Annotated in this window: 21 protein-coding genes and 1 riboswitch; of the genes, 8 read left to right on the top strand and 13 right to left on the bottom strand. The window is 37.3% G+C overall.

Annotation, left to right across the window (positions count from 1 at the left end):
- Nucleotides 1–123: 123 nt before the first annotated feature.
- Complete coding sequence (locus R2Q77_RS04120; protein WP_316802435.1) at nt 124–450, top strand: heavy metal-binding domain-containing protein; 327 nt, start codon at nt 124–126, stop codon at nt 448–450.
- A 122-nt stretch (nt 451–572) separates the two neighbouring features.
- Here R2Q77_RS04120 and pfkA read toward each other — a convergent pair whose 3' ends face one another.
- From pfkA to R2Q77_RS04100, 4 genes are all read right to left on the bottom strand, one after another.
- Nucleotides 573–1,556 carry a 6-phosphofructokinase gene (gene pfkA, locus R2Q77_RS04115; protein WP_316802434.1) on the bottom strand — a complete coding sequence of 328 codons (984 nt, stop codon included), beginning with the start codon at nt 1,554–1,556 and terminating at the stop codon, nt 573–575.
- Nucleotides 1,549–3,243: a protein-disulfide reductase DsbD family protein gene (locus tag R2Q77_RS04110; protein WP_316802433.1), complete on the bottom strand. Its 1,695-nt coding sequence runs from the start codon at nt 3,241–3,243 to the stop codon at nt 1,549–1,551. Before R2Q77_RS04110 ends, pfkA begins: the two co-directional genes overlap by 8 nt.
- A 143-nt stretch (nt 3,244–3,386) precedes the next feature.
- Nucleotides 3,387–3,836 carry a protein-disulfide reductase DsbD domain-containing protein gene (locus R2Q77_RS04105; protein ID WP_316802432.1) on the bottom strand — a complete coding sequence of 150 codons (450 nt, stop codon included), beginning with the start codon at nt 3,834–3,836 and terminating at the stop codon, nt 3,387–3,389.
- Between the two features lie 9 nt (nt 3,837–3,845).
- Nucleotides 3,846–4,622, bottom strand: a complete 777-nt coding sequence (locus R2Q77_RS04100) for a biotin--[acetyl-CoA-carboxylase] ligase (RefSeq protein WP_316802431.1) — start codon at nt 4,620–4,622, stop codon at nt 3,846–3,848.
- Nucleotides 4,623–4,667: 45 nt separating this feature from the next.
- Between R2Q77_RS04100 and rsfS the strand changes: the two genes are divergently transcribed.
- The 4 genes from rsfS (at nt 4,668) to R2Q77_RS04080 (ending at nt 9,358) form a co-directional block, all read left to right on the top strand.
- Nucleotides 4,668–5,042, top strand: a complete 375-nt coding sequence (gene rsfS, locus R2Q77_RS04095; protein WP_269426295.1) for a ribosome silencing factor — start codon at nt 4,668–4,670, stop codon at nt 5,040–5,042.
- Nucleotides 5,043–5,071: 29 nt separating this feature from the next.
- Nucleotides 5,072–7,177: an ATP-dependent zinc metalloprotease FtsH gene (gene ftsH / locus R2Q77_RS04090; RefSeq protein ID WP_316802430.1), complete on the top strand. Its 2,106-nt coding sequence runs from the start codon at nt 5,072–5,074 to the stop codon at nt 7,175–7,177.
- A 92-nt stretch (nt 7,178–7,269) separates the two neighbouring features.
- Nucleotides 7,270–7,914: a lactate utilization protein C gene (locus R2Q77_RS04085; RefSeq protein ID WP_316802748.1), complete on the top strand. Its 645-nt coding sequence runs from the start codon at nt 7,270–7,272 to the stop codon at nt 7,912–7,914.
- Between the two features lie 367 nt (nt 7,915–8,281).
- Nucleotides 8,282–9,358, top strand: coding sequence for a ketoacyl-ACP synthase III (locus R2Q77_RS04080; RefSeq protein ID WP_316802429.1), 1,077 nt, complete (start codon nt 8,282–8,284; stop codon nt 9,356–9,358).
- Nucleotides 9,359–9,361: 3 nt separating this feature from the next.
- On the opposite strand, the gene R2Q77_RS04075 is transcribed toward R2Q77_RS04080, so the two are convergent.
- From R2Q77_RS04075 to R2Q77_RS04045, 7 genes are all read right to left on the bottom strand, one after another.
- A complete protein-coding gene (locus tag R2Q77_RS04075) occupies nt 9,362–10,843 on the bottom strand; it encodes a tetratricopeptide repeat protein (protein ID WP_316802428.1) in 1,482 nt (493 codons plus the stop codon).
- 153 nt (nt 10,844–10,996) lie between these two features.
- A complete protein-coding gene (locus tag R2Q77_RS04070) occupies nt 10,997–11,740 on the bottom strand; it encodes a zinc ribbon domain-containing protein (protein WP_316802427.1) in 744 nt (247 codons plus the stop codon).
- Nucleotides 11,740–12,837, bottom strand: a complete 1,098-nt coding sequence (locus tag R2Q77_RS04065; RefSeq protein ID WP_316802426.1) for a Nif3-like dinuclear metal center hexameric protein — start codon at nt 12,835–12,837, stop codon at nt 11,740–11,742. The genes R2Q77_RS04070 and R2Q77_RS04065 overlap by 1 nt, the downstream gene beginning before the upstream one ends.
- Nucleotides 12,838–12,967: 130 nt before the next feature.
- Nucleotides 12,968–14,371 carry a S41 family peptidase gene (locus R2Q77_RS04060; protein WP_316802425.1) on the bottom strand — a complete coding sequence of 468 codons (1,404 nt, stop codon included), beginning with the start codon at nt 14,369–14,371 and terminating at the stop codon, nt 12,968–12,970.
- Nucleotides 14,372–14,438: 67 nt separating this feature from the next.
- A complete protein-coding gene (locus R2Q77_RS04055) occupies nt 14,439–15,284 on the bottom strand; it encodes a helix-turn-helix transcriptional regulator (protein WP_316802424.1) in 846 nt (281 codons plus the stop codon).
- A gap of 119 nt (nt 15,285–15,403) precedes the next feature.
- The gene (locus R2Q77_RS04050; RefSeq protein WP_316802423.1) at nt 15,404–15,772 is read right to left on the bottom strand and encodes a TM2 domain-containing protein; all 369 of its coding nucleotides are present in this window, start codon (nt 15,770–15,772) and stop codon (nt 15,404–15,406) included.
- 4 nt (nt 15,773–15,776) lie between these two features.
- Nucleotides 15,777–16,076, bottom strand: a complete 300-nt coding sequence (locus R2Q77_RS04045) for a DUF2752 domain-containing protein (RefSeq protein WP_316802422.1) — start codon at nt 16,074–16,076, stop codon at nt 15,777–15,779.
- Between the two features lie 232 nt (nt 16,077–16,308).
- Between R2Q77_RS04045 and mfd the strand changes: the two genes are divergently transcribed.
- Nucleotides 16,309–19,647, top strand: coding sequence for a transcription-repair coupling factor (gene mfd / locus R2Q77_RS04040; protein WP_316802421.1), 3,339 nt, complete (start codon nt 16,309–16,311; stop codon nt 19,645–19,647).
- Nucleotides 19,648–19,713: 66 nt separating this feature from the next.
- Nucleotides 19,714–19,932 (top strand): DUF3820 family protein, encoded by a 219-nt coding sequence (locus R2Q77_RS04035; protein ID WP_316802420.1) that lies wholly within the window; start codon nt 19,714–19,716, stop codon nt 19,930–19,932.
- Nucleotides 19,933–19,942: 10 nt separating this feature from the next.
- On the opposite strand, the gene R2Q77_RS04030 is transcribed toward R2Q77_RS04035, so the two are convergent.
- Together R2Q77_RS04030 and R2Q77_RS04025 are read right to left on the bottom strand one after the other, a co-directional pair.
- Nucleotides 19,943–20,659 carry a DsbA family oxidoreductase gene (locus R2Q77_RS04030; protein WP_316802419.1) on the bottom strand — a complete coding sequence of 239 codons (717 nt, stop codon included), beginning with the start codon at nt 20,657–20,659 and terminating at the stop codon, nt 19,943–19,945.
- Between the two features lie 95 nt (nt 20,660–20,754).
- The gene (locus tag R2Q77_RS04025; protein ID WP_316802418.1) at nt 20,755–23,451 is read right to left on the bottom strand and encodes a M14 family metallopeptidase; all 2,697 of its coding nucleotides are present in this window, start codon (nt 23,449–23,451) and stop codon (nt 20,755–20,757) included.
- Nucleotides 23,452–23,598: 147 nt separating this feature from the next.
- A riboswitch (cobalamin riboswitch) is annotated at nt 23,599–23,803 on the top strand.
- Nucleotides 23,804–24,005: 202 nt separating this feature from the next.
- On the opposite strand from R2Q77_RS04025, the gene metE reads away from it, so the two are divergent.
- Complete coding sequence (gene metE, locus R2Q77_RS04020) at nt 24,006–26,306, top strand: 5-methyltetrahydropteroyltriglutamate--homocysteine S-methyltransferase (RefSeq protein WP_316802417.1); 2,301 nt, start codon at nt 24,006–24,008, stop codon at nt 26,304–26,306.
- Nucleotides 26,307–26,308 lie beyond the last annotated feature (2 nt).

Here is a 26,308-nt window from a genome sequence, read left to right as displayed (position 1 = left end):
TTTTAAGGGCAATTATAACCGTAAAGAACAGCGGCACAGCCGTTATGGAGTAAAAACATCAGCCAATTTTCACGTTTTTTGTAACTTTTTATATAACTTACAGTCAAAAGAGAAAAGAATGTTATGCTGGTAACTACAACACCGTCTGTAGAGGGCAAAAAAATAGTGAAGTACATTGGCTTGGTAACAGGCGAAACCATTATTGGTGCAAATATTTTTAGAGATCTTTTTGCGGGAATCCGCGATATTGTAGGCGGAAGATCTGGTTCTTACGAACAAGTTTTAAGAGAAGGAAAAGATACCGCAGTAAGCGAAATGCAACAATATGCCGCAGCACTTGGGGCAAATGCAATTGTTGGGGTAGATTTAGATTATGAAACAGTTGGTAGCGGCGGGAGCATGCTAATGGTTACCGCAAGTGGTACCGCAGTTGTTATTGAAGATATTTAGTGTTTTCTCATTGGCAGAATCAAATCTACTGATGAGCTTTTATTGCTTATAGCGAAAACTAAGCAAAATAAGAAAGTCCTTCCGGTGCGGGAAGGACTTTTCTTTTATATGATTTTCCTGAATTAAAATGAAAGGATATCAATCAGCTTTATCCAGGTTGAACTTACTTTTTCAGCGTCGATATGCTTAATGGCATGATCAAAAGGTGTAAAAACCATTTCGCGGTTTATTTGACCCGCCATAACGCCATTTTCGCCCTTCAGCAACCCTTCAACAGCTACCACGCCCAATCTGCTCGCCAGTACCCTGTCCATGCATGTTGGCTTTCCGCCACGTTGAATATGCCCAAGTACCGAAACTTTAGTATCGTAATGAGGGTATTTATCTTTCAGTATTTCGCCAACTTTAAAGGCACCGCCGGCATCATCACCTTCAGCAACAATGATAATTTTTGATGATTTATCTTTTCGGCTATGCTCCAGCTTATGCAAAACATCTTCAACGCCCATATTGGCTTCAGGAATCAGAATTGCTTCTGCACCAACACCAATTCCACTTCTCAGGGCAATAAGACCTGAATCGCGGCCCATAACTTCTACGATAAACAACCTGTCGTGCGATTCTGCCGTATCTCTGATTCTGTCAACCGCATCAATTACCGTATTAATTGCAGAGTCGTAACCAATTGTAAAATCAGTACCTGCCAAATCGTTGTCAATTGTTCCGGGTAAACCAATAATCGGGAAATCAAATTCTTTAGCAAAAACATTAGCTCCTGTAAAAGTTCCATCGCCACCAATCACAATTAGAGCATCAACACCAAGCTTTATTAAATTCTCATGTGCCGTTTTTCTTCCTTCTACCGTTCTAAACGCTTCACTGCGGGCTGTTTTTAAAATCGTGCCGCCACGTTGAATAATATTGGCTACAGATTTACGGTCCATCGGAATAAAATCGTTGTTGATCAAACCTTCGTATCCGCGAAGAAAGCCCGTTACTTCAACATCATAATAAATTGCGGCTCTTACTACAGCTCTAATTGCAGCATTCATGCCCGGCGAATCTCCGCCGGAGGTTAAAACGCCAATGTTTTTTATCTTACTCATTCTTTTTTTTCTGGAAAGCTGCCTTTCCGCTATCTAAAAATTTAATGTAGTTTTCAGGATTATAATCCGCTCCCTGAGGTGGTACTAAAACATTTCCATCACCATCAACAATTATATATTGAGGTTGAGAATTACTGTTAAATGTTGATGCCTGAAAATCGCTCCATTTTTTACCAATTGTATTTATATTTTTATTACTGAACTTAGAAACGTAATGTTCTTCTGTCGGTAATTCTGTTTTGTCGTCCACAACTAATTCAGCCATTACAAAATCATTCTTTAGCCTTTTTGCTACCTCAGAATTTGACCAAACGTTATTTTCCATTTTTCTGCAGTTTACACAACTCCAACCCGTAAAATCGATTAGAACTGGTTTACCCAATTCTTTAGAAGCCTGCTTAGCTTGTTCAAAATCATAATAAGGATCAAACCCTTTTGGTGTTAACCTATGAAATAGCTCTGCGTATTTTTTTACCTTAATTGATGTGGTTGAATTTGCCGCCGGCTGGGCGATAGTCAAATTATTTAGATCGAAATCCTGCGTAGCTGTCGGCGGTAAAAATGCGCTGATAGATTTTAACGGCGCACCCCACATCCCTGGCACCAAATAAATTACCCAGGCAAATACCAATATTGCCAAAAATGTTCTGGGTACTGATAAATAAGGCAAATCACTATCATGTGAAAACTTTATTTTACCCAATAAATAAACTCCCATTAAAGCAAAAATTGCAATCCAAATGGCTAAGAAAATCTCTCTATCCAATAAATTCCAGTGATATGCTAAATCTACATTTGATAAAAACTTAAAAGCAAAAGCAAGTTCAATAAAGCCTAAAACTACTTTAACGCTATTTAACCAACCACCTGATTTTGGCAGTGATTTTAATAATGAAGGAAATAAGGCAAATAGCGCAAATGGTATTGCTAAGGCGAATGAAAAACCAAACATTCCAACCGCAGGCCCTAATCTGTCGCCTTTTGAAGCCGCATCAACTAATAATGTACCAATAAGTGGCCCTGTACAAGAGAAGGACACCAAAGCCAAACTAAAAGCCATAAAAAATATGCCCATTAATCCACCTTTGTCCGATTTTGCATCAATTTTATTTACAAAAGCGCTTGGTAATGTAATTTCGAATGCGCCCAAAAAAGAGGCTCCGAAAACCACTAACATTAGAAAGAAAAATGCATTGAATATTCCATTAGTAGATAGGGCATTTAATGCATCCGAACCAAAAGCGATGGTGACCAGCATGCCTAAGGCAACATAAATAATAATAATTGACAATCCATAAATTATGGCTTGACCCACGGCCTTGCTTTTGCTACCTGCTTTCTTCGTAAAAAAACTCACTGTTAAAGGCAACATTGGGAAAATGCAAGGCATTAAGATCGCCGCAAAGCCGAAAAGCAATCCTTTAATAAAAGTTTGCCAAAGCGTTAATTTCTCCGAATCGCCTGTTTTTTTTGAGCTAAAAGCTGCGGTTTTAATTGTATCTTTCTTTAATGAATCTTTGACGAGATGATTTGCGGCACTATCTTTTGCAGAGCCAACCTCTGTAAATTCGAGGTCATCCGGTGGGGCAGTGGCGGTTGTATCCTGTACCGCTACAGCGAAACTTTTAACGGCTGGCAATGCTATAAACATTGAAACCATTAGTAACAATAATAAAACCTTTTTCATTTGTGTGTTTTGTGTGTGTTTGAACGTGTGAAATTAAGCATAATTTTATAAAGGAATAATTTTTACCCCCCATAAGGCTTAGATTTTACTTTAAACAGAAACAGCTACCCAAAAGAGCAGCTGTTTCTGTTTTTTTTCCTGTTTTATTTTACCGGAATGCTAAACTCAACTTCTTCAGGAGGAAGGCATTGTTTATCGTTACAGACCATAAATTCTACCTTACCTCTAATGGCAGTAGTACCTTTATTTAATTTAACCTTCTGTTGAAATATTACTTGTTTTTCAAAATAGCTAACATTCATTTTGAAGGTAGATTCGTATTTTACAATTGCTTTTGGTTCTATTGTTTTTCCAACCAAACTAAAATCTTTAGAAGGAGAAAAAGTAAAAGTTGTTTTTACAGGCCCGCCATCTTTAACATTCTGCGAATAAATATGCCATCTGTCATCAATTGTGGCTTTTAAATATAGAATAGCTTCTGTTTTACCTACCTTTTTAGCCACGTAAGACCAGGTTACTGGTTTTTCGATCTGTGCGAAAGCACCCACGATTGTAAAGAGCACGAGGGATAGTGCTAATGTGATTTTTTTCATTTTGTGTGTTTATTTTGTGTGTATAAATTCAATTTCCTTGAAATTAAAAATACTGGTGCCCGTTTCTGTTTCCAAAATCAAACGCCCGTCATCTTCAACTCCTTTTATTATGCCTTCAAAAATCTTTCCATTTTGCCTATAAATGGCAGTAACCTCGAAGTTATATAATGTTTTAAGGTAATCGTTTTGTAAAATATCGTATTTACCTTCTCTCAAATTTAAATAGTATTTCTCTATATATACGAATATTTTCTCTAATATGATTTCTAAAGGAGTTTCCTTTTTAATAATCTGAAGCAAAGAAACGGCCTTTTGCGATAAATCCGGACTAAAATGTTGCTGGTTAATGTTTAAACCAATGCCAATAACGGATGATTTTATAAACACACCTGTCAGTGTATTTTCTATTAAAATGCCACCAAGCTTACGGCCTGAGCAGTAAATATCATTTGGCCATTTTACCTTAACAGGCTCATTAATAAATTGCGATAAAGCTTTACTTACAGCTAAGCTAACGGCTATATTTAGATAAAACTGTTTATTTAAAGGTAGAAATGAGGGCTTCAAATAAATGCTGGTACTAATGTTTTTGCCTGGCTCTGTTTGCCAAACACTTTCCTGTTGCCCCCGGCCTGCAAACTGATTATCTGCCATAATTACAGTTCCTTCAGGTAATGGCTCGGAATTTGAAGCCAAATTCTTTAAATAGTTATTGGTAGAATCAACTTCTTTTAATTTGATTAAATTTTGACCAACAAATAGTGTCGAAAAAGTGTTATTTTGCAAGTGTTGAATTTATATTTATTGTAATCTCAAAATTAAAGCATTTTAATGGTAAAAAAGAAAATAGTAGCCCTTTCTACATACCTTTCCGAATTAGCCGTACATGGCATACAGGAAAAAAAAGGAGAAGATATAGTGCGGTTGGATCTTAGAAATATTCATTCTTCAGTAGCAGATTTCTTTATTATTTGCAGTGCCAACTCGGGTACACAGGTGAAAGCTATTGCGGATAGCGTAGAAAAAGAAATTTATAAAAACACACAGGCCGATCCCAGGCACAAAGAAGGTTTTGAAAGTGCAGATTGGATAATACTGGATTATTTTGATGTGGTTGTGCACATTTTTAAAACAGAAAAACGCCATTTTTATGGCATAGAAGAATTATGGGGAGATGCTGAAAGCACAAACTTTCAAAGCGCTTAGCCATAAAACATACCTTTTGAACGAGACAAATGAACGATAATCAAAATACAAACGACAACAAAAAACCGGGAAAACGTTTACCAAACATCCCGAAAAAGCCACAAAAAGGATCAAAGTTTAATGTTTTTTGGGTTTATGCAGCCATTATAGTAGCGATTTTTGCCGCACAGTTCTTCTTTACCGGAGATGGAGGCAAAGAAGTTACTTACCAAACATTTGAACAAAAAATGTTGTTGACCGGCGACGTTGAAAAAGTAGTTGCCTATAAAGCCGACGATCTTGTTAAAGCGGAGGTTTACATTAAAAAAGATAGTTTAAATACTAAACCACAGTATAAAGCTTATAAAAGTACCAGTTCTTTAAACATGTCTACAGGGCCTACAGTTTATTTTAACGCAGGCACAATGGATGGTTTAGATAAGCAACTGGCAGATTCTCAAAAAGATTTACCGGCTAACCAACCACGTGTTTTGGCAGAAAAAACAAGCCGTAGCAATCCATTGGCAAGCTGGTTCTTAAGCATCATCTTACCTGTATTGTTATTAATCGGTTTCTGGATTTTTATGATGCGCCGTATGGGTGGTGGTGCCGGTGGTGGTGGTCAGATTTTCAGCATTGGAAAATCTAAAGCAACTCTTTTCGATAAAGAAAGCCAGGTAAACATTACTTTTAATGACGTAGCTGGTCTTGAGGAAGCTAAACAAGAGGTTATGGAAATTGTAGATTTCCTTAAAAATCCTAAAAAATATACAAACCTGGGTGGTAAAATCCCTAAAGGTGCCTTATTAGTAGGTTCTCCGGGTACAGGTAAAACATTATTGGCTAAAGCGGTTGCTGGCGAAGCACAGGTTCCTTTCTTTTCATTGTCAGGTTCTGACTTTGTAGAGATGTTTGTAGGCGTAGGTGCATCACGTGTACGTGATTTATTTAAACAAGCTAAAGATAAAGCGCCATGTATCATCTTTATTGATGAGGTGGATGCCATTGGACGTGCCCGTGGCAAAAATAGCGTGATGGGTGGTAACGATGAGCGTGAAAACACACTGAACCAATTGCTTGTTGAAATGGATGGTTTCGGAACAGACTCTGGAATTATTATTTTAGCAGCAACAAACAGACCTGATGTGCTGGATTCAGCTTTATTACGCCCAGGTCGTTTCGACAGACAAATCTCTATTGATAAACCAGATTTAGTTGGCCGTGAGCACATTTTCAATGTACACTTAAAACCAATTAAAACATCAGCAGAAGTTGATGCTAAAAAATTATCTGCGCAAACACCAGGTTTTGCTGGTGCTGAAATTGCGAATGTTTGTAATGAGGCTGCATTAATTGCTGCCCGCCGCAATAAAGAAAGCGTAGATATGCAGGATTTCCAGGATGCGATTGATCGTGTAATTGGGGGTTTAGAAAAGAAAAATAAAATTATATCTCCAGAAGAGAAACGCATTGTTGCTTATCATGAAGCAGGCCATGCAATTGCGGGCTGGTTCCTGGAGCATGCCGATCCACTGGTTAAAGTATCCATTGTTCCGCGCGGTGTTGCTGCATTAGGTTACGCCCAGTATTTACCAAAAGAACAATTCTTATATACTACTGAGCAGTTAATTGACGGTATGTGTATGACAATGGGTGGACGTGTTGCTGAAGATCTTACTTTCGGTAAAATTTCTACCGGTGCTCAAAACGATTTGGAACGCATTACCAAATTATCTTATGCAATGGTGACCATTTATGGTATGAATGAGAATGTAGGTAATGTTTCTTTCCACGATCCACAGAACGAGTACAACTTTAATAAACCATATTCAGAAAAAACTTCAGAGTTAATTGACATTGAGGTTCGTAAATTAATTGGAGATGTTTACATTAAAACAAAACAATTATTAACCGATAAACGTGAAGGTTTAGAAAAATTAGCTCAAAAATTATTGGAAAAAGAAATTTTATTCCAAGCCGATTTAGAAGAAATTTTAGGAAAACGTCCGTTTGATACCCGTACTACTTATGATGAATTTGTGAATGGTACAGGCGATCAGACTCCTGCAGCAGAAGGTTTAGTACATGATGGAGTAGGTGATGCGGATATTAACCAGGAAGTTCAGGGATTAAACCCTTCTTCTGAAAAAGAATAAAACACATTATGCTATAAATTGCATATAAACACAATTATATATAAGTTTGAAACCTTGGACGTAAAAAATTCAAGGTTTCATTTTTTTAGATGATGAAGGATAATACGACAGCGAAAGAACAGATACTAAAAAAGATAAGAAAAGCGCTTTTAGAGAAACGCGAAAACCCTTATCCAAACTTAGAAGAAAGCCCATTGTATAAACAAAATACAGAAGCGCTGGAAATATTATTTGCAGAACAGTTAACCGCCATATCGGGCAATTTTATTTTTTGTGAAGATGGCATCGATTTTATCGAAAACATGCTTCAGCTTGCTGATCGGTTTAAATGGCGTAAAATTTATTGCTGGGAACCCGAATTGCAGGCATTTTTAGCTAAATATGAATTCCCCTTTTACCAAACAGATAAAGATTTTGACCAGGCTGAGGTTGGTATTACACTTTGCGAGGCGCTGGTCGCCAGAAATGGCAGCGTAATGGTAACCAATGAAGGGGGCGCAGGCAGAAGACTAAGTATATTCCCACACCATCATATTGTTATTGCCCGCACCAGTCAATTGGTACTGGACTTAAAAGATGCTTTCCAGCTCTTAAAAAATAAGTACGGCAACCAGATCCCTTCCATGATCAGCAACATTACAGGCCCAAGCAGAACCGCCGATATTGAAAAAACTTTAGTTCTTGGCGCCCATGGCCCTAAAGAGCTTTTTGTTTTCCTAATAGATGATTTTAGTTAAACCCATCTATTAACTGGTATTTCTGTATTAAAAAATAAAACTCATTTTTAGGGACGTAAAATAGTTTAACAATAAGCATAACTTTCAAAAAAAGTATAACTTAAGGGCACGGAAATTGAAAATACTGAAATTAATTAACCAGGGTAAAACGCTTCACAGCAAATTTTACATGAATTACATCGCAGTTTAAATACGGTCAATACGTACCGTAAAAATATAATTTTAAAATAAAACGTAACCGAATGGACAGGGTTACTCAAGTTTATACTTGAAAATAAACTGGACTAAAAATAAAATTATTTTCGTTTATCGATTATAATTGATAATTTTATACTACATACCGATTTAGTCTACGGTATTATAATTTATGAGCGCAAGATTAAATACGGTAATTGCCGGAACCGGGAGCTATATTCCTGAAAATATTATTTCCGGGAATGAGTTTCTTAATTCAACTTTTTTTGAGAACGGAAGCAAGCTGGATAAAGAGAATACGGAGATTATTCATAAATTTTCGGAGATTACGGAAATCGTGGAGAGACGTTATGTTTGTCCAGATCAGTTAAGCAATCATATTGGCGCGGTTGCCGCCGAAAGGGCAATTGAAAACGCCGGAATTGATAAGGAAACTTTAGACTATATTATCTTCTGCCATAACTTTGGTGATATTCCATTAAATAGTAATCGTACCGATGTTTTGCCATCACTGGCAGCAAAAGTAAAGCAACAACTGGGCATTCTTAATCCGGATTGTGTGGCTTACGATTTAATTTTTGGATGTCCGGGTTGGGTTCAGGGTTCCATACAAGCTGATTATTATATTAAAAGTGGAGATGCCAAACGCGTAATGGTTATTGGTGCTGAAACACTTTCCAGAATTATAGATCCTCACGATCGCGACAGTATGATTTTTTCTGATGGCGCAGGTGCTGTGATTTATGAAGCAGCTGAACAAGAAGATAAAGTTGGCATCCTGGCACATAAAACCGAAACTTATGCGGTAAATTATGGCAATTTACTAACCATGGGCAAGGGTTCACATCCGGATGAAACCAGTGGAAATTATTACCTGAAAATGAACGGGCGTAAATTGTACGAGTTTGCCGTTGTTCAGGTACCACAAGTGATTAAAAAGGCCTTGGATAAAGCAAACTTAAGCGTAGAAGACGTTAATATTGTATTTGTACACCAGGCAAACGGAAAAATGGATACTGCCATTATGAAACGTTTGTTTAAGCTTTATAATATAGATACCGTACCTGAAAACCTGGTACCTATGACGATTTCGTGGCTTGGCAACAGTTCGGTAGCGACCGTACCAACCTTACTCGATTTAGTATTAAAAGAACAAGTTAAAGGTTATAAAGTTAAAAAGGGCGACGTTGCTGTATTTGCATCCGTGGGTGCAGGTATGCACATTAATGCTTTTGTTTATCGTTTCTAAGCTTTAAATTCTTCTCAATCCAGCCTTGGCCTGACTTTCGATACTGCTTTCATATTCATGATTTTTCATTGAAATAGCGGTATTATAAGCTTCTTTAGCTTTGGCTGGATTTTTCTTTTTTTCGTAAATTTTACCCATCTGCAATGCTGCATTTGCCGCGAAATAGTATTTCAGGTTTTTGCCCTGATTGATTGCTGCCTGATAAAAAATCAAAGCCTGTTCATCTTTTCCTATATCGTCGTAAACCCGGCCCAAACGGTAGTTGTATTCTGTTTTATCTTTATCAGAGGTATAATCAGCGGCCTTTGAGGCTTCGAGAATTTGCTGTGATTTTGCTAAATAACCACCATCAAACAAAAGACGGGCTTTTAATAAATCTGTACTTGGCGCAGGAGCAGTCGATTCATTCAGGGCTTGTTTATCCTTTTCATTATAAGTATACCCTGCATTTGTTGCTTTTGACGCATAGGCCGTATAGCCAGCCTTATCTCCTTTTAATAAAGCAATCCATGCCAGGTGCAGGTTTGCATCTTTAATGTAATTGACCCCTTTATTGGTTTGTAAAAATTTATTAAAATGGGTAGAAGCGGTTAAATCTAACTTATTGAGGTACGCAACACCTTCAAGATATTCTAAATATGGAAAGGGCTGATAAACGCCGCCCTCTGGCCTCGATTTTAAAATATTAATGGCCTCATCGTTGTGTCCATTTTTTATGCAAACGTAACTCTGCAAATAAGATTTAAGCAAACTTGTATCGGCAATTCTTTCTGTATACTTCATCGTTTTAGCATAAGCCGAAGGGCTGTGGGCAACATCCGTTAAAACATAAGCGTAGTAAAATACCACTTCTTCGTAAAAAGGCTCGTAAGATGATTTAGGAAGATTATCGGCCAGTTTTTCGAACATGGAAAGTCCGCTTTGTAAATTGCCCCTGATGCCAAATGTTGCCAGGGTACTTTTTAAAGCGCCATCGGGTAAATTACCCAAAACCGCATTGATTAAGCCAAGGCCTTTTAAGTTAAGGTGAAAATCAGGGAATTTCTTTGCGTTCTCCTGCAACAAATTATTAGCCCGCTTAATTTCCATTGCGGCATTAAAATATTCGCCGTAGCGGCCTCTAATTAACGCCCATTGCAAATTAATTTCTGCCTGTGCATATAAGTAATAGGGCGATTGCTTATCATCGTCACCTATTTTATCCAGCCTGGCCGATTTATTTCCTTTAAGGCGATCAAAATCAGCTTTATTCTCAGAAGTTAATAAGGTAAAATAATCAACGTAGTTTTCCAGCAATGGAATAATTGCATTGTTAGGTCTTAATTTTTTCTCGGTAGCAATATAAGCCTTTGCGTTGCCCAGCTTTAATTCAAAAACACTTTTGTAGGCATTTAAGCAATTGGCATTAAAATCGAAATTGGCGAATAATGAAAGCGGCGAAACCAGAAGAAAGAGCGCAGAAAAAAAACGTAGTCTTTTAAACATTGAATTGGATGCTAAATTTGCCCGGATGATTGCAGAGGCAACAACAAATTAATAAATATCTAACCTTAACGCAAAATATAGCTTCTTGTTTTACCTTAAACAAAAAACGTCCAGGTTTAGCCCTGAACGTTTTTAAATAATTTTAAGAATTGATTAAGCTTCAGCTACTTCATGAGTAAGGGCTTCATCAACCAAAATACGGCCACAGTGTTCGCAAACAATAATTTTTTTGCGTTGACGGATGTCTAACTGACGCTGAGGTGGAATTTGGTTGAAACAACCTGAACAAGAATCACGGTCGATAGTTACCACTGCCAAACCATTTACTGCATTTTTGCGTAACCGTTTGTAAGCAACTAATAAACGCTCTTCAATAAGCGGCTCAGATTTATCTGCTTTTTTCTGTAAATCCAGTTCTTCTTTTTCAGTTTCAGCAGTAATTACATCTAACTCCGATTTTTTAATATCTAAATCTTTTTTTCTGCCTTCTAATTCAGCTTTAGCAGCTTCATAGATTTCAGTTTTAGAAGTGATTTCAAAACCGTGTTCTTTAATTTTTTTCTCAGAAACCTGAATATCTAATCCCTGAATCTCAATTTCTTTAGTTAAAGCATCGTATTCACGGTTGTTTTTAACTTCTTTTAATTGAGTATCGTATCTTTTGATTGCTGCCTGGGCATCTTTAATCGTGTTTTTACGGGTTACGATAGAATCTTCCAGATCATCAAGTTCGCCTTTAATTTTCTGAATTCTCGTTTCTAATCCTAAAACATCATCCTCAAGATCAGCTACTTCCATTGGTAACTCGCCTCTTACCTGACGGATTTTATCAATTTTAGTGTGGATGTTTTGTAATTCGTATAAAGCTTTTAGCTTTTGTTCTACGGTTTGTTCCATTAAAACAAGTAATTTATGGGGTTTGTATTTTGCTCCGTTAAACGGATTGCAAAGTTAGCAAATTTTTTCTGAATAATTTCAACCAATAAATTTGAGGTAAATTGTTCAGTTTCAAAGTGTCCGATGTCGGCGATGATCAGTTTTTCCTCTGCATCAAAAAATTCGTGATATTTGAAATCAGCAGTAATAAAAGCATCAGCACCGGCAGCAATTGCTTCTTTCAGCAGAAAACTTCCTGAACCTCCGCAAACGGCTACTTTTTTAATCCTTTTGGGTAAAACCTCCGTATGCCTGACTACTTTTGCCTGCATCCGGTCTTTAACGAGGTGCAAAAAATCGTAGGCATCCATATCGTATTCCAGCCAGCCCAGCATACCGGAACCTACCTGGTCGTTTTTATTTTCCAGCTTATAAATATCATAGGCAACCTCTTCATAGGGATGATTTTCGAATAAAGCAACCAGTATTTTCCGTTCTGACTGAACCGGATAAATGGTTTCTATCCGCACTTCTGCTTCATGGTGCCGGTTTCCTCTTTCTCCAACAAATGGATTCGAATCTTCATTTCCTTTAAAGGTTCCATAACCATCTGCATTAAAGCTGCTTTCGCTATAATTTCCAATATTACCTGCACCAGCATAAAATAGTGCTGACCGCAATTGCTCTGCCTGCGCATGAGGGCAATAGGTTACCAGTTTCTTTAATAATCCTGCTTTAGGCGAAAGCACCTTGGTGCCGGATAAACCTAAACGTTCGCAAATCCTGGCGTTTACACCCGTGTGCACGCTATCCAGATTGGTGTGAATGGCGTAAAGCGCAATATTGTTTTTTATGGCCTTAAGTACCACACGTTCCACATAGTTTTTACCGTTAAATTTCTTTAAGCCTTTAAAAACGATGGGGTGGTGGGTAATGATTAAATTACAGTCGGTACGAATGGCTTCATCAACTATTTTCTCAACACAATCAAGGGCAACCAAAGCAGCCTGAATGTCCATATTCGGATCGCCAACAATTAAACCCGAATTATCGTAATCTTCCTGATAATTAAGCGGAGCTATACTTTCTAAATAATTGGTAATCTCTGATAATTTCATTTTATAAAGATAGAAATTTTCAGGTTTTCTAATTTAACCCCTTGTAAAGAATTATTTGATCCCTTATTTGAGACTAAAAGCAACAAAGGGGTAAATTGCTTTTATGCAAGCTCTACGTTTTAACCGCTGGTTAATCCTCCAAATACTGAATGGCATACTTCACCCAATCTTCTACGCCATGATCTAAATAAATATCAGGTTGTACACCAATATTATCAATCGGGAAATCGGGTAATCTTAAACTTCTGTAAGTGGGTAATACTAAAGCGTTCTCCTTCCATTTAAAATTGGTAATCCTTGCCGACGCATAATCTAATACACCAGATGTTGGCGTACCCATTACTTTAACTTTTTTACTTTGCTTAGCGGTCAGTAACAGAGCTTCGGCAGAACTGCCAACCTTTTTATCTACTAAAAATATAATTTGTTTTGGGCTGTGTATTGCTGGTTCTAAATTGTATTCTTCTACCTTTTTTTCACCAGGATTAAGCACAAATTTGCCCATGTTTTGCTTGTAAAAAGCAATGTTTTTATTTAATTGTACTTTTTCTTTTTGGCTCTCTTCAGTATCTGGAAGCCTTTTTATATAAGCCTCCAATCCGGAAATTAAAAAGTCTGTTACTAAAAATTCGTTATTCAAACTCCTGTCTTTGCCCGTCACGATGTAGGGTAAAAGTGGAGGATAAGCCGTTGTTGTTCCGCCGCCATTACCTCTTAAATCAACAATAAGGTATTCAGAATTTTCGATCAGTGTTTTATGATCAGCGATTAAGCTTTCAATTTTTTGTACAAAGGGATAATCAAAGCTTTTAAGTCTTATAAGTGTGGTTTTTTCAGATACCTTTTCTATATAAAATCCCTGTAGCTTACTAATTCTATCCTTTATGATTACCGAGCTGTACTCATCCTGATTGTCTTTAATAAAATAGTGCTTCAGTTTTGTAAACTGTAGTGTGCCCTGATTTGGCAACGAGTAGGTATCCTCAAAAAAAGTTAAGTCTTTATTAAAAAATTTAAGGTTTTTCTTGTTATCCAAAGTAAATAACACATCATTGGGCTGCCAGTATTTATCGTTCGAACTGATTACAAAACCTTTATAAGTATTGTCTTTAGCCTTAATAACACCAATCTTAAAATCTTCGTTTTTCCAGATTCCTTCCAGGGTATCTTTAGAAATTTTTATTTTGTTTAGAAAAGATTCAGGATTTTTAACAACTTCCTTTTTATCTGTTTTTACCACCAATAAGCTATTTGAGGCATCGAGGAAGAAAATGTGCTTATCCCTAAAATAGGAAGTAAATTCGTTCAATAATTTTAGTCCGTCTTCATCTGCTGTGCTTTTCGATTTTTCGAGTAAACTATTTTTAAAATACTCGTAGGCTACTTTGTCTTTAGTCTTTTCATCAAACCCAGGGTAGTCCTTTTCCATCAGTTTAATTAGCTTTTCTAAAGCTTCCTGGCTGCTATTGGTTTGGGCTAAAGTTATATTAGAAATTAGAACTGCCAATAATAATAAAATGTGCTTCACTTTCATTCCGTTGAAATTTTAGAACAAAAGAAAGGAATTCTACTTTACAGAAATTGTAAAAATCATTCATTTATTAACTTTCGTTGTATATCCAGGCCAGGTCGTTTTGTTGTACCGATACATGCTTAATTAACCCTTTTGGAGAAAGTCCGGAGAATTTTTTGAAATCTTTTATAAAGTGAGCCTGGTCGTAATATTCATTCAAATAAGCAATTTCAGTAAGCGAGTTTTTATGGTCGATAACTTCTGTCAGAACGTTTCTAAACCTAATGGTTTTTAAATAAGATTTAGGGTTTTGTCCTAAGTGATTTTTAAACAAGCGAAACAAGGTGGTATCACTTATATCAAGGTGCTTTGAAAGCATTTCGATGCTTAAAAATTGATTATTGCTGTTTTTTTCAATAAAGCAAAAAGCTTCTTTTAGTTTTAACGGAATATTATCGGTTCTCAGTTTTTTTAAAAGCAAGCTTTCAAGCTGCCTGGCTCTTTTTGTAAAATCCTCACATTCAAAAATTTCTTCTAAGGCAAAATGATTTTTTTCAGCAAATATCTCCTCAAAAATCTGATCAGATTTCATTAAATTTTCATATCCCTCAAATGTAAATGCCCTTAATGCAGATGGATAAAAAACAATACATATCTGATCCAGAAAAGAATTAATTTCTACCTGAAACGGCATTTTATGAAAGCCATAAAATTTACTTGTAAAATTTCTTTTACCACTTGTAATGGTGCAATTATTCTGATTAACACTATTTATATAATTGATTTTATTTTGTTTATAAATGGCTAAACAAAGATTATTATTTGGAAATGTAGTATAGTTTATGGTGTTGTTATCCGTTTTCTTGAAAAACAAAAAATACTGGACATAATTTTTCAGGATTTCACATTCTGGTTTAATAATTACAAATTCCATATCGCGATTTGAGCCTTGATTTAAACTTTAATAAAAAAAGTCCGCAAACCTTATTTTATTGGTATGCGGACGTGTAAACTATTGGTAATGCATCATTTACCTGCAGTTATAATCTTTATTTACTGGAACCCGCCCATTCTAACCATCTGCAAACTTTCAAAAACCATTTTCTGGTTGTATTCAAAAGCAAGACTTTTGTGGTTCACTACATCTATAATAGAGCCGATAAAACATAGACCGATGGTTAAAAGGTACAAAACACCCATTCCAACCTGTCCTACAATAAACCTTTGCAAACCTGGCACTACAAATAAGCCGATTAAACAGAAAATAAGCATATCAGATGCACTTTTTCTTTTGCTGCTGTAAACCATCAGGAAGTTTCTTAGCTGTTGCTCGCTTAAACCTGCGGTTGCCTGTTGTAAATATGAGTATTCCTCTGGAGTTATACCTGGTAACGACATTAGAGGTGATTGAAAGATATCCATGACTTTATGTATTAAGTGGTGAAATTTTAAATTGTTTATTTTTTATTAATGTATAAATTCTATAAAATATAATCAGCAAAGCTGGAAAACCGAACCAGTGATTTTTAAAACTCTGGCTAAATTCGCCATGAAAAATGTGACTTATTGATCTGCCTAAACCACAACCAGGACACCATTGCTCAAAACCCAGGTTTGCTAAAGGGCATAGCGTAAAATGATGTTCATGACTGTTAGCAGTTGCCAGCAACACTAAAGCAATTATCCAGAAAGAAAGTTCCAGCGGAAAGCTTTTAATGTATTTCATGTTTCAGTTTTTATATATTTTAGAGGCCATCAAAAAGGCTTTGTTACAATAATATGGCTTTATTCGACGAATAGGAGCAAATATCCGACAAATTACCCTATTCCTTCGAAGAAAATTAGTACAACTGCAATTTCTTTAAACTTAAAAACCTTTATGCTGGTTTAAGGTTAATTTAATATCAAGATTACAATTCAAAAAAAATCAATTCAGAAATAAACATTAAATTTGTGCCTTGAATATTCGCGATTTAATAAACAGATATAAAACAGATGATAGAGTAGCCGCATTTAACAAGGTACTCAACAGTTCTAAAAACCCTAAAGTACAGTTAAAAGGGTTGGTAGGTTCTGCAGATGCCGTTGTTGCCTTATCCTCTTATTTCTTACTACACAAACCTTTGCTTTTTGTTTTTCCTGACCGGGAGGAAGCGGCTTATTTTCAGTCGGATTTAGAAAGCATTCTGGATAAACAAATATTACTCTTTCCTTCATCTTATCGTAAATCTTTTGATTTTACGCAGGTAGATACGGCAAATGTTTTGGCTCGTGCCGAAGTTTTAAATGAACTTAATCACGATTCGGAATATGGTAAAATTGTAGTTTCTTACCCTGAAGCCATTGCTGAGAAGGTTATTGATCGTTCGGCACTTGAAAAAAATACTTTAGAAATTAGTATTGGCGCCAAGCTTGGTATTGATTTTATTAATGAATTTTTAATTGATTACGATTTCGATCGCCGCGATTTTGTATACGAGCCCGGACAGTTTTCCATTCGTGGGGGTATTGTTGATATTTTCTCTTTCTCTTCTGATTTACCTTACCGCATAGAATTTTTTGGCGATGAGGTAGAAAGCATCCGTAGTTTTGAAATTGAAAGTCAGCTTTCGGTTAATGACGTAAAATCGTTAACAATTGTTCCTAACGTTCAGGCCAAGTTTTTAACTGAAAGCAACATTAGCATCCTGGATTATATTGATCAGGATACGCAGCTTTGGTTTAAAGATGTAGAATTTACACTTGATATTATAAAGGCGGGCTACAAAAAAGCAGTCGAGCTTTGGAAAGCTTTGCCTGCTGCCGATAAAAGCCAGAACCCTGAATGGATTGATCCAAAATTTGCTTTTACGGATGAGAAGCTTTTAGGTGATCATTTACAGGATTTTCCAATAATTGAATTTGGAAAGCAGTTTTTTTATCAAACCGATAACCGCTTTGAGTTTGAAACCAAACCGCAGCCCTCGTTTAATAAGGATTTTAACCTGCTGATCCATAATTTGAAAGAAAATGAAAAAGCGGGAATTGTAAACTTTATTTTCACAGATTCGGCTAAACAAATCGAACGTTTGTATGCCATTTTAGATGATATTGATAAAACGGCAAAGTTTACCCCAATTAATAGCATGCTGCGTGAGGGCTTTGTTGATCCTCAGATTCAAACCGCATTTTATACTGATCACCAGATTTTTGATCGCTACTATAAATACAAACTCAAAAAGGGCTATCAAAAAAGTCAGGCCATTACTTTAAAAGATCTTCGTGAACTAAAATCAGGGGATTATGTTACCCATATTGACCATGGTATTGGAAAATATGCGGGTTTGGAAAAGGTAGAGGTTAACGGCAAAACCCAGGAAATGATTCGTTTGGTTTATGCAGATAATGATTTGCTGTATGTAAATATTAACTCTTTAAATCGCATTGCGAAATATAGCGGTAAAGAAAGCGGCATACCTAAAATGAATAAACTGGGTACTGATGCCTGGGATAAGCTAAAAAAAACTACTAAAAAAAAAGTTAAAGATATTGCCCGCGACCTGATTAAACTTTACGCTTTACGTAAAACGCAGGCAGGAACGGCTTTTTCTCCTGATGGTTATTTACAAACAGAACTGGAAGCTTCTTTTATTTATGAGGATACTCCTGATCAGTTAAAAGCTACTCAGGATGTAAAAAAAGATATGGAAGCACCCCATCCAATGGACCGTTTGGTTTGTGGTGATGTGGGTTTTGGTAAAACAGAAATTGCAGTTCGTGCAGCATTTAAAGCCGTTGCAGAGGGTAAACAAGCGGCCATATTGGTGCCAACAACCATTTTAGCCTTACAACATTTTAAAACTTTCTCTTCCCGGTTAAAAGATTTTCCGGTTACGGTTGATTACATTAACCGATTTAAATCCAGCAAGCAAATTAAAGATACACTTGCCGAAGCAGCAGCAGGAAAAGTTGATATTTTAATCGGTACACACCGCTTGTTAAGCAAGGATGTAAAGTTTAAAGATCTCGGCATCATGATTATTGATGAGGAGCAAAAATTTGGTGTAACAGCAAAAGAGAGGCTTAAAGCAGTAAGGGTAAATGTAGATACCCTTACCTTAACAGCTACACCTATTCCACGAACCTTGCACTTTTCATTGATGGGCGCGCGGGATTTATCCATCATCAGCACCCCACCACCAAACCGGCAACCGGTTAGTACCGAATTGCATGTTTTTAATGATAAACTTATTCAGGAAGCTGTACAATTTGAACTGGATCGTGGCGGGCAGGTATTCTTTATCCATAATCGGGTTAATGATTTGATGCAGCTGGGCGGTATGATCCAAAAATTAGTTCCGAAAGCGCGTATTGGCATTGCCCACGGGCAACTGGACGGCGACGCACTGGAAGATGTAATGCTCGATTTTATTAATGGCGAAAAAGATGTGTTGGTTGCCACCACAATTATCGAGGCCGGCCTGGATATCCCAAATGCCAATACCATCATCATTAACCATGCGCACATGTTTGGGCTGAGCGATTTACACCAGATGCGCGGACGTGTTGGGCGAAGCAACAAAAAAGCATTCTGTTATTTACTATCTCCTCCACTATCAACCCTTACCTCAGAAGCCAGGAAGCGTTTAAGTGCCATTGAAGAGTTTTCTGATTTAGGCAGTGGCTTTAATGTAGCCATGCGCGATTTGGATATTCGGGGAAGTGGAAATTTACTCGGGGCCGAACAAAGCGGTTTTATTGCTGAAATTGGTTTCGAAATGTACCATAAAATTTTAGACGAAGCTATACAGGAACTAAAAGATGCGGAGTTTAAAGGTTTATTTGAGAATGAACCGCAGCGCCCCTTTGTTGGCTTTACGCAGGTAGATACTGATTTGGAACTTTACATTCCGGATGCTTACATTACCAATATAACGGAGCGCTATAATTTATATACGGAGCTTTCAAAACTTGAAAATGAAGAAGAACTGGAACGTTTTGAGAAGCACCTCGCCGATCGTTTTGGGCCTGTTCCGGCACAGGTAAAAACTATGTTAAGCGTTGTTCGTTTACAATGGCTGGGCAAGAAACTCGGTTTTGAAAAAATAAGTTTCAAGAAAAATAGTTTACGCGGGTACTTTTTAAGTGATAAACAATCGGCTTATTTCGATTCAAATACATTTACAAAGATTTTAACTTTTGCTCAAAATCATCCGCGAATGTGTAACCTGAAAGAAGTTAAAAATACACTTCGAATTGCTTTCGATAACATAGCCACAGTTGACGAGGCCATACAAACATTAGAGTTAATCGATTAAAAAAATACCAAAAGACTCCGATTTCAATACTAAACCAGGAAAATTATTTAGATTTTATACTTTAAAATGGATCCAAACTTATTGCTCGATCTTGTTAAAATGCAAATGCCATACGGAAAGTACAAAGGTTATTTAATTTGTAATATTCCCGAAAGTTATTTGCTGTGGTATAAGGATAAGGGGTTCCCAAAAGGGAAACTGGGCGACCTGATGGCCACCATGTTCGAAATTCGCGTAAACGGTCTCGAATATTTATTAACGCCGCTGAAGAACCAGCAGCGTTAATCAAATTAAGTTATAACTCACAGCCGTTTTCATCACATATCGCATCATCATTTTTATTTAATGATTTTAATTGTGTTTTTGGCTGTGTTTCTTTCCATTCCTTAAAACTTTGGGTTAATGCATCTTCAAAGGCCTGAACAGGTTGTGCCCCTGAAACGGCATATTTTCGGTCTAAAACAAAGTAAGGCACCCCACGGATACCCAAATTTTGGCTCTCGTAAATATCATACCGTACCGCTTCGGCAAATTGCTCGCTTTGCAAAACCTCTTCTACTTCGGTTTTATCTAAACCTATTTCGGTTGCTATTTCTGCCAACACCGCTAAATTATCAATATCTTTTCCCTGAATAAAATGCGCCTCGAAAAGCTTTTCTTCTGCTACATCCTGAAGCTGGTGTTTAGCGGCCAAATGAATTAAACGATGTGCATTAAAAGTATTGGCCGGAATGTTTTTTCCGAAATCAATGGTTAAACCTGCATTTTTTGCCATGTCTACCACTTGTTGTGTCATCTGTTTAGCCTGTTCAACAGGCATGCCTTTACTTCTCGATAAATAATCAAAAACCGTTTCGTTATTTGTATTGCGGTATTCAGGATTTAGCTGATAGCTTTTCCATTCTACTTCAATTTCATCCTTAAAAGGCAAGGTTTCAATAGCTTGCTCAAAATGTCTTTTACCGATATAGCAAAACGGACACATTACATCCGACCAGATTTCTACTTTCATAATGTAAAATTAGCCCATTAAGATTTAAGCAAAGTAAGCCCAAAGTAAAAAGCCGCTATCTTTAAGGATAGCGGCTCAAGAAAAAGGCTTTTTTATTATTTGTATAGCTGGTTAAATATCAGCTTAAATGTACCATGGGTTTGTGCCCTGAAAGCAATTTCGGGTCCGAAAGCAAATAACTTACCTTTCCCTACATTTGCCTGGAAAGCGGTAACACCATCCTGCAAATAAGCTTGCCCCCATGCCCAGCCACTACGCAAAGGCGTTGCAGATTCGAACCACATTAAAGGTTTTATTTTTCCTGTCGCAATGGCATCGCCGGTTAATTTAAAAACCGGGCTGTTATCAAAATAAACGTCAGCTTCTTTTTCCATTCCCCAAGTTGCGGGCACCGATAAATCGACACCAACGTTTAAAACACTGCCTGGTATATAATATTTTTCATCCGGTAATTTTTTCTCTGTTCCGTTTACAATTTCGACCATTGCATTGCGTACCGGAAGATTTAACTGATAAGCCAGGTTTGTACTGCTTCCAATTGTCACAATATTTCCACCTTCTTCTAAAAACTTTTTAAGTTGTGGAACAGACTTTTCCGCTGATATTCTGCCCAGGCGGTTTTTATATTCTTCAGGTGTATCTTCTGGTTTTGGTCCAAAAGATCTGCCATTGAAACCTCCGGTTTGTAACGAGGGGATAGCGCCACCAACGAAAACAATCACATCGTATTTGGCTTTTAAATTTCCTGCATCAATATCACCGGGGTAAATAACGGTTGCATTATAGTGGTATTGTTCCATTAGCCACCTTACCCAGCCTGATGCCATTGAGCCACCATAAACATCCCAAAGGGCGATTCTTGCTGGCACAACTTTAATTTTAGATTTTGGTGCTGCAGCTGATTTTAACCTGATGTTGGCTTTTTCTAAAATCGATTTTGTTTGGGCCGATGCAGAAACATAAAAGTCTCCATTTTCAGCATTACGGTAAACTTGTTCATTATGTTTTAAAAGGTCATTTACCGCGGTATAAGAATCGTTTTGAGCCGCACTTAGCACAAAGCCTGGCCCTGAAACCATTTTGTTCTCCGGCATTAATAGCTGGCCATACGGGTTTCTTTCAAAAGGGCCTGAAAAATCATCCTGGATGCAGTCAAATTTCACATCCATTAAATAAGCCAGGGTCCATCCCGCGGCATCGTAAGGCGGAATTGGTGCGCCACCTTCTGATCTAAAATCGTTCGGGTGATCTTGCGGCTCAAACATATCCAAAACATGTGGCCTGAAAGCCTGATCCGTTTTCACAACATAACTTCCGGCAGGATAACTTTTACCTGCAACTGTAAAAGCAGTTGTTGCCTTTTGAACAACAATTCCAGTCCTGATTAAAGCATTTAAAAATTTTATGGCAGAATTAAAATCAGGCTGATCGGCAGATAAAATATAACCTCTGGGATCGCGGTTTTCTGGCGCTTTCATTACTGTATCGAAATACTTAATGTTCATTTGCCTCATGCCAAACTCTGTATTGTTATTAACCGCCGTGCTTCTGTCTTTCTTTGCCGCATTATTAATGGCTTCAATTTTTTTAGGTGAGAAAGACCAGGTATCTTTTTTACCCCTTTCAATAGAATTTCTGCCCATTTGATAAATGTTATACAGCAACTCATCATGGTAGCGCTGTGCGTAGCCTAAAACGGCATAATTTAAAGAAACCGAATAGTCTATAGAGTTTTTAAAGTACCATTTGCGCGGGGTAACCGGATTTGGAGAATCGCTGTTAGGCAGCAACCTGGATGGAACCAATGGAATTTCAGATGGGGTAGGGCTGCCCACTATTTCGGTAAGCAAGCCAATCATATTATGGAAATAAGTTGTGGTGCGCAACCCACCGTTATACCAGGTTGAAAAAACAGATCCGCCTCTTTGTGTGTAACCTGGTTTATTTTCTACATTCATGCGGTTGTGCATGGCGGCACCAACGGCATCTAAACTGGTTAAAAGCGTTGCATCAAAAACGTAATTAAAAGGGTCGCGGTATGGAGGTCCGGCCACTACAGTACCTGCCGGACCTGCCTGATGGTGGTTGTACATAATCTGCGGAATCCATTCTACAAAAAGCTGACGCCCGATATTTTGGGTTTCTTTTAAATTAAGCATAAAGAAATCACGATTATTATCGTGCCCCGCATACTTTTCATACAGCCTTGGTATATTGGATAGGGATCTTTTCTTTGGGTCTTTTTCCCTCATGTACCAGTTGCTCACCAATTCCTGCCCATCGGGATTAGCATGGGTAAAAAGAATAATCACATTATCCAGTATCCTTAATGTTTCAGGATCAGTCTTTGATGCAAATTCGTAGGCTGTTTCTATAAGCTGGTGTGCACCTACGGTTTCGTTGGCATGTAATCCGCCATCAATCCAAACAATGGCTTTTCCCTCTTGAGCCAGCGCTTTTGCCTGTTCGGGTGTAATTTCGGCATGTGCCAGCTGTTGAGAAATTTCTTTGTAACGAGCTAACTTTTGTAAGTTCTCTGGCGAAGAAATCACCAGCATGTATTGTGATCTTCCTTCTTCAGTTTTACCAATATCAACCAACTTAACCCGTTTGGAGGTTTCGGCTAATTTTTTGAAATATGCTTCTGTTTGTGTATAAGTGGCCAGCTGGTAATCGTCGCCAATATCAAAGCCGAAATGAGATTTAGGATTGGGAACCTCCTGTGCGTAGGCGAAACTACTACTCAAAACCAAAAAGGCCAGACATAGCTTTTTTGTGTAAATTTTTATCATAATTTGTTGGGTTTGTAGGGTTAAATCAAATATAAAAGAGAAAAAGATTTCAAATGTGCTTGCTGTAAATTTGTTACAGTGAATTACACCTTCGTTTCCTCGTGCTTAATGTCTACATTTGCTGCTGATGTAAGTTCTTAACTTTATTTTTCATCAACCAGTAGTGGTCCCCGATGTAATATCGGGGTTAATAGGGAATCGTGTGCAAATCACGAGCTGTCGCGCAACTGTAAGTTCTGCCTCTTAATAAAGATGCAACAATTTTATCATTAAGGCCACTGTTCCAATTGGAATGGGAAGGCGATAAACTTGGGAACAAGTCAGGAGACCTGCCAATATTGAATTGACGATGCTTTCGCGTTATAAAGTAATTGGTCAGGTCTGATTTGTACAACAATAAAATGAACCGTTTTATTAAATTTTGTTTTAAGCCATTTTGGCCGGGAAATTAATTATTTGTGCCCATACCTTTCCTTTTTATCTATACCGAAAAAGCAGAACAAATATGGCTAAAGAGCTTTTAAACGATTTATTTACATTAATCTTTAAAAGAAATGCTAACGCAAAATTTAGGCTATCCGCGAATTGGTAGTCAACGCGAACTAAAAAAAATCTGCGAAAATTATTGGGCAGGTAAAACCGGGTACAAAAACGTGCTTCAGGTAGGTAAAAACATCCGACACGAAAACTGGCTGATGCAAAAAGAAGCTGGAATTGATGTTATCCCCTCAAATGATTTTTCTTTTTACGATCAGGTATTGGATCATTCGCTAACATTTGGAGCAATTCCAAAACGTTACAATGAAGTGATTCTTAAAAAAGGAAACACAGAATTAGATCTTTATTTTGCAATGGCTCGGGGTTATCAAAAAGAAGGTTTGGATGTTGTTGCCATGGAAATGACCAAGTGGTTTGATACCAACTATCATTATATTGTGCCTGAATTTTATAAAGACCAGCCCTTTAAATTATTTTCAACCAAAATTATTGATGAGTTTTATGAAGCCAAACAACTGGGGATTATAACTAAACCTGTATTAATTGGCCCTGTATCTTATCTTTTATTAGGCAAGGAAAAAGAAGCTGGCTTTGAAAAAATAGACCTGATTAAAAACCTTTTACCCGTTTACATTGATATATTAACCCGGTTAGAGGCTCTAAACGTAGAATATGTTCAGTTTGATGAGCCTTTTTTAAATTTAGATTTAACGGAAAAAGAGCAAAAGGCTTTTGAATATGCATATAAAGAAGTTAGAAAAGCTTTTCCGCGCTTAAAAATTGTATTGGCTACTTATTTTGAAGGCTTAGGCAATAACTTAACATTGGCCACATCTTTAGCTGTAACCGTTTTACACATCGATTTGGTTCGTGCACCTCAGCAGCTTAACGAAGTAATTTCGGTTTTAAACAACAAAACAATTTTGTCATTAGGTTTGGTTGATGGCCGGAATATCTGGAAAAATGATTTCGAAAATTCTCTTGCCATAATAAAAATGGCAGCAGCTAAATTGGATAAAAACCGGATTTGGATAGCGCCATCATGCTCTTTAGTTCATTCGCCGGTTGATTTGGATAATGAAACCCATGAACAAAATTTACCAGCTGAGGTTAAACAGTGGCTGGCCTTTGCTAAACAGAAAGTTGCAGAAGTGGTAACGCTTAAACAATTAGCCGGAGGAGAAAATTCTCCTGTTGTAGAAAGAAGATTTGCCGAAAATAAAGTCGCTCAGCAAAACAGAAAAATTTCTCCATTAATTCATAACAACACGGTAAAAGCTCGTGTAAATGCTATTGAGGATAAGGATGCCCAACGTTTAAACGGTTATCCATCAAGAAAAATAAAACAACAAAAACTAAATCTGCCCGCTTACGCAACCACAACAATAGGTTCATTTCCCCAAACCGCAGAAGTTAGAAGCTGGAGGGCAAAATTTAAAAACGGAACTTTTAGTGCCGAAGAATATGATGCTTTAATTGCCGAAGAAACGGTAAAAGCCGTAAAATGGCAGGAAGAGATTGACCTGGATGTTTTGGTTCATGGGGAATTTGAACGCAATGATATGGTTGAATATTTTGGTGAACAGCTTGACGGTTTTGCCTTTTCTAAAAACGGTTGGGTACAAAGCTATGGTTCGCGATGTGTTAAACCTCCGATCATTTTTGGTGATGTATCGCGTCCAAATGCTATGACTGTAAAATGGACTGCTTTTGCCCAGTCGCTTACATCCAAATTTATGAAAGGCATGTTAACCGGACCAGTAACAATTCTACAGTGGTCTTTTGTGCGTAACGACCAGCCCAGATCAGAAACCTGCGCACAAATTGCTTTAGCCATCAGAGATGAGGTTAATGACCTTGAAAAAGCAGGTATTAAAATTATACAGATAGATGAGCCTGCAATTAGAGAAGGTTTGCCTTTGCGCAAAGCCGACTGGCAGGCGTATTTAAACTGGGCAGTTAAAGCTTTCCGCATTTCGGCAAGCGGTGTACAGGACGAAACGCAGATCCACACACACATGTGCTATTCAGAGTTTAATGATATTATCCAGAATATTGCCGATATGGATGCGGATGTAATTACGATTGAGACTTCAAGGTCGCAAATGGAATTACTGGATGTATTTGCTGATTTTAAATATCCGAATGAAATTGGTCCGGGTGTTTATGATATTCACTCGCCCCGTGTTCCAAAAAGAGAAGAAATGGTTCAGTTACTCAAAAAAGCAAAGGCGGTGATTCCGGCAGAACAACTTTGGGTAAATCCCGATTGCGGCTTAAAAACCCGGGGCTGGGAGGAAACCAAAAAAGCTTTAATTGAAATGGTTGAAGCCGCAAAAGAAATGCGTAAAAACTAAAA

The organism is Pedobacter nototheniae (assembly GCF_032678625.1).
Lineage (GTDB): Bacteria > Bacteroidota > Bacteroidia > Sphingobacteriales > Sphingobacteriaceae > Pedobacter > Pedobacter nototheniae_A.
Note: the sequence above shows the minus strand (reverse complement) of the source record. Positions and strands in the feature narration are given on the sequence as shown.

Bases quoted from the DNA above. Each gene is read 5' to 3' on its own strand.
- R2Q77_RS04060 (WP_316802425.1), bottom strand. From the start codon at position 14,371: ATGAAAGTGAAGCACATTTTATTATTATTGGCAGTTCTAATTTCTAAT.
- R2Q77_RS04050 (WP_316802423.1), bottom strand. From the start codon at position 15,772: ATGGATATCTTTCAATCACCTCTAATGTCGTTACCAGGTATAACTCCA.
- pfkA (WP_316802434.1), bottom strand. From the start codon at position 1,556: ATGAGTAAGATAAAAAACATTGGCGTTTTAACCTCCGGCGGAGATTCG.
- R2Q77_RS04025 (WP_316802418.1), bottom strand. From the start codon at position 23,451: ATGATAAAAATTTACACAAAAAAGCTATGTCTGGCCTTTTTGGTTTTG.
- ftsH (WP_316802430.1), top strand. From the start codon at position 5,072: ATGAACGATAATCAAAATACAAACGACAACAAAAAACCGGGAAAACGT.
- R2Q77_RS04105 (WP_316802432.1), bottom strand. From the start codon at position 3,836: ATGAAAAAAATCACATTAGCACTATCCCTCGTGCTCTTTACAATCGTG.
- R2Q77_RS04075 (WP_316802428.1), bottom strand. From the start codon at position 10,843: ATGTTTAAAAGACTACGTTTTTTTTCTGCGCTCTTTCTTCTGGTTTCG.
- R2Q77_RS04080 (WP_316802429.1), top strand. From the start codon at position 8,282: ATGAGCGCAAGATTAAATACGGTAATTGCCGGAACCGGGAGCTATATT.
- R2Q77_RS04110 (WP_316802433.1), bottom strand. From the start codon at position 3,243: ATGAAAAAGGTTTTATTATTGTTACTAATGGTTTCAATGTTTATAGCA.
- R2Q77_RS04065 (WP_316802426.1), bottom strand. From the start codon at position 12,837: ATGAAATTATCAGAGATTACCAATTATTTAGAAAGTATAGCTCCGCTT.
- R2Q77_RS04045 (WP_316802422.1), bottom strand. From the start codon at position 16,076: ATGAAATACATTAAAAGCTTTCCGCTGGAACTTTCTTTCTGGATAATT.
- rsfS (WP_269426295.1), top strand. From the start codon at position 4,668: ATGGTAAAAAAGAAAATAGTAGCCCTTTCTACATACCTTTCCGAATTA.
- R2Q77_RS04035 (WP_316802420.1), top strand. From the start codon at position 19,714: ATGGATCCAAACTTATTGCTCGATCTTGTTAAAATGCAAATGCCATAC.
- R2Q77_RS04085 (WP_316802748.1), top strand. From the start codon at position 7,270: ATGAAGGATAATACGACAGCGAAAGAACAGATACTAAAAAAGATAAGA.
- R2Q77_RS04030 (WP_316802419.1), bottom strand. From the start codon at position 20,659: ATGAAAGTAGAAATCTGGTCGGATGTAATGTGTCCGTTTTGCTATATC.
- R2Q77_RS04120 (WP_316802435.1), top strand. From the start codon at position 124: ATGCTGGTAACTACAACACCGTCTGTAGAGGGCAAAAAAATAGTGAAG.
- metE (WP_316802417.1), top strand. From the start codon at position 24,006: ATGCTAACGCAAAATTTAGGCTATCCGCGAATTGGTAGTCAACGCGAA.
- R2Q77_RS04055 (WP_316802424.1), bottom strand. From the start codon at position 15,284: ATGGAATTTGTAATTATTAAACCAGAATGTGAAATCCTGAAAAATTAT.
- R2Q77_RS04070 (WP_316802427.1), bottom strand. From the start codon at position 11,740: ATGGAACAAACCGTAGAACAAAAGCTAAAAGCTTTATACGAATTACAA.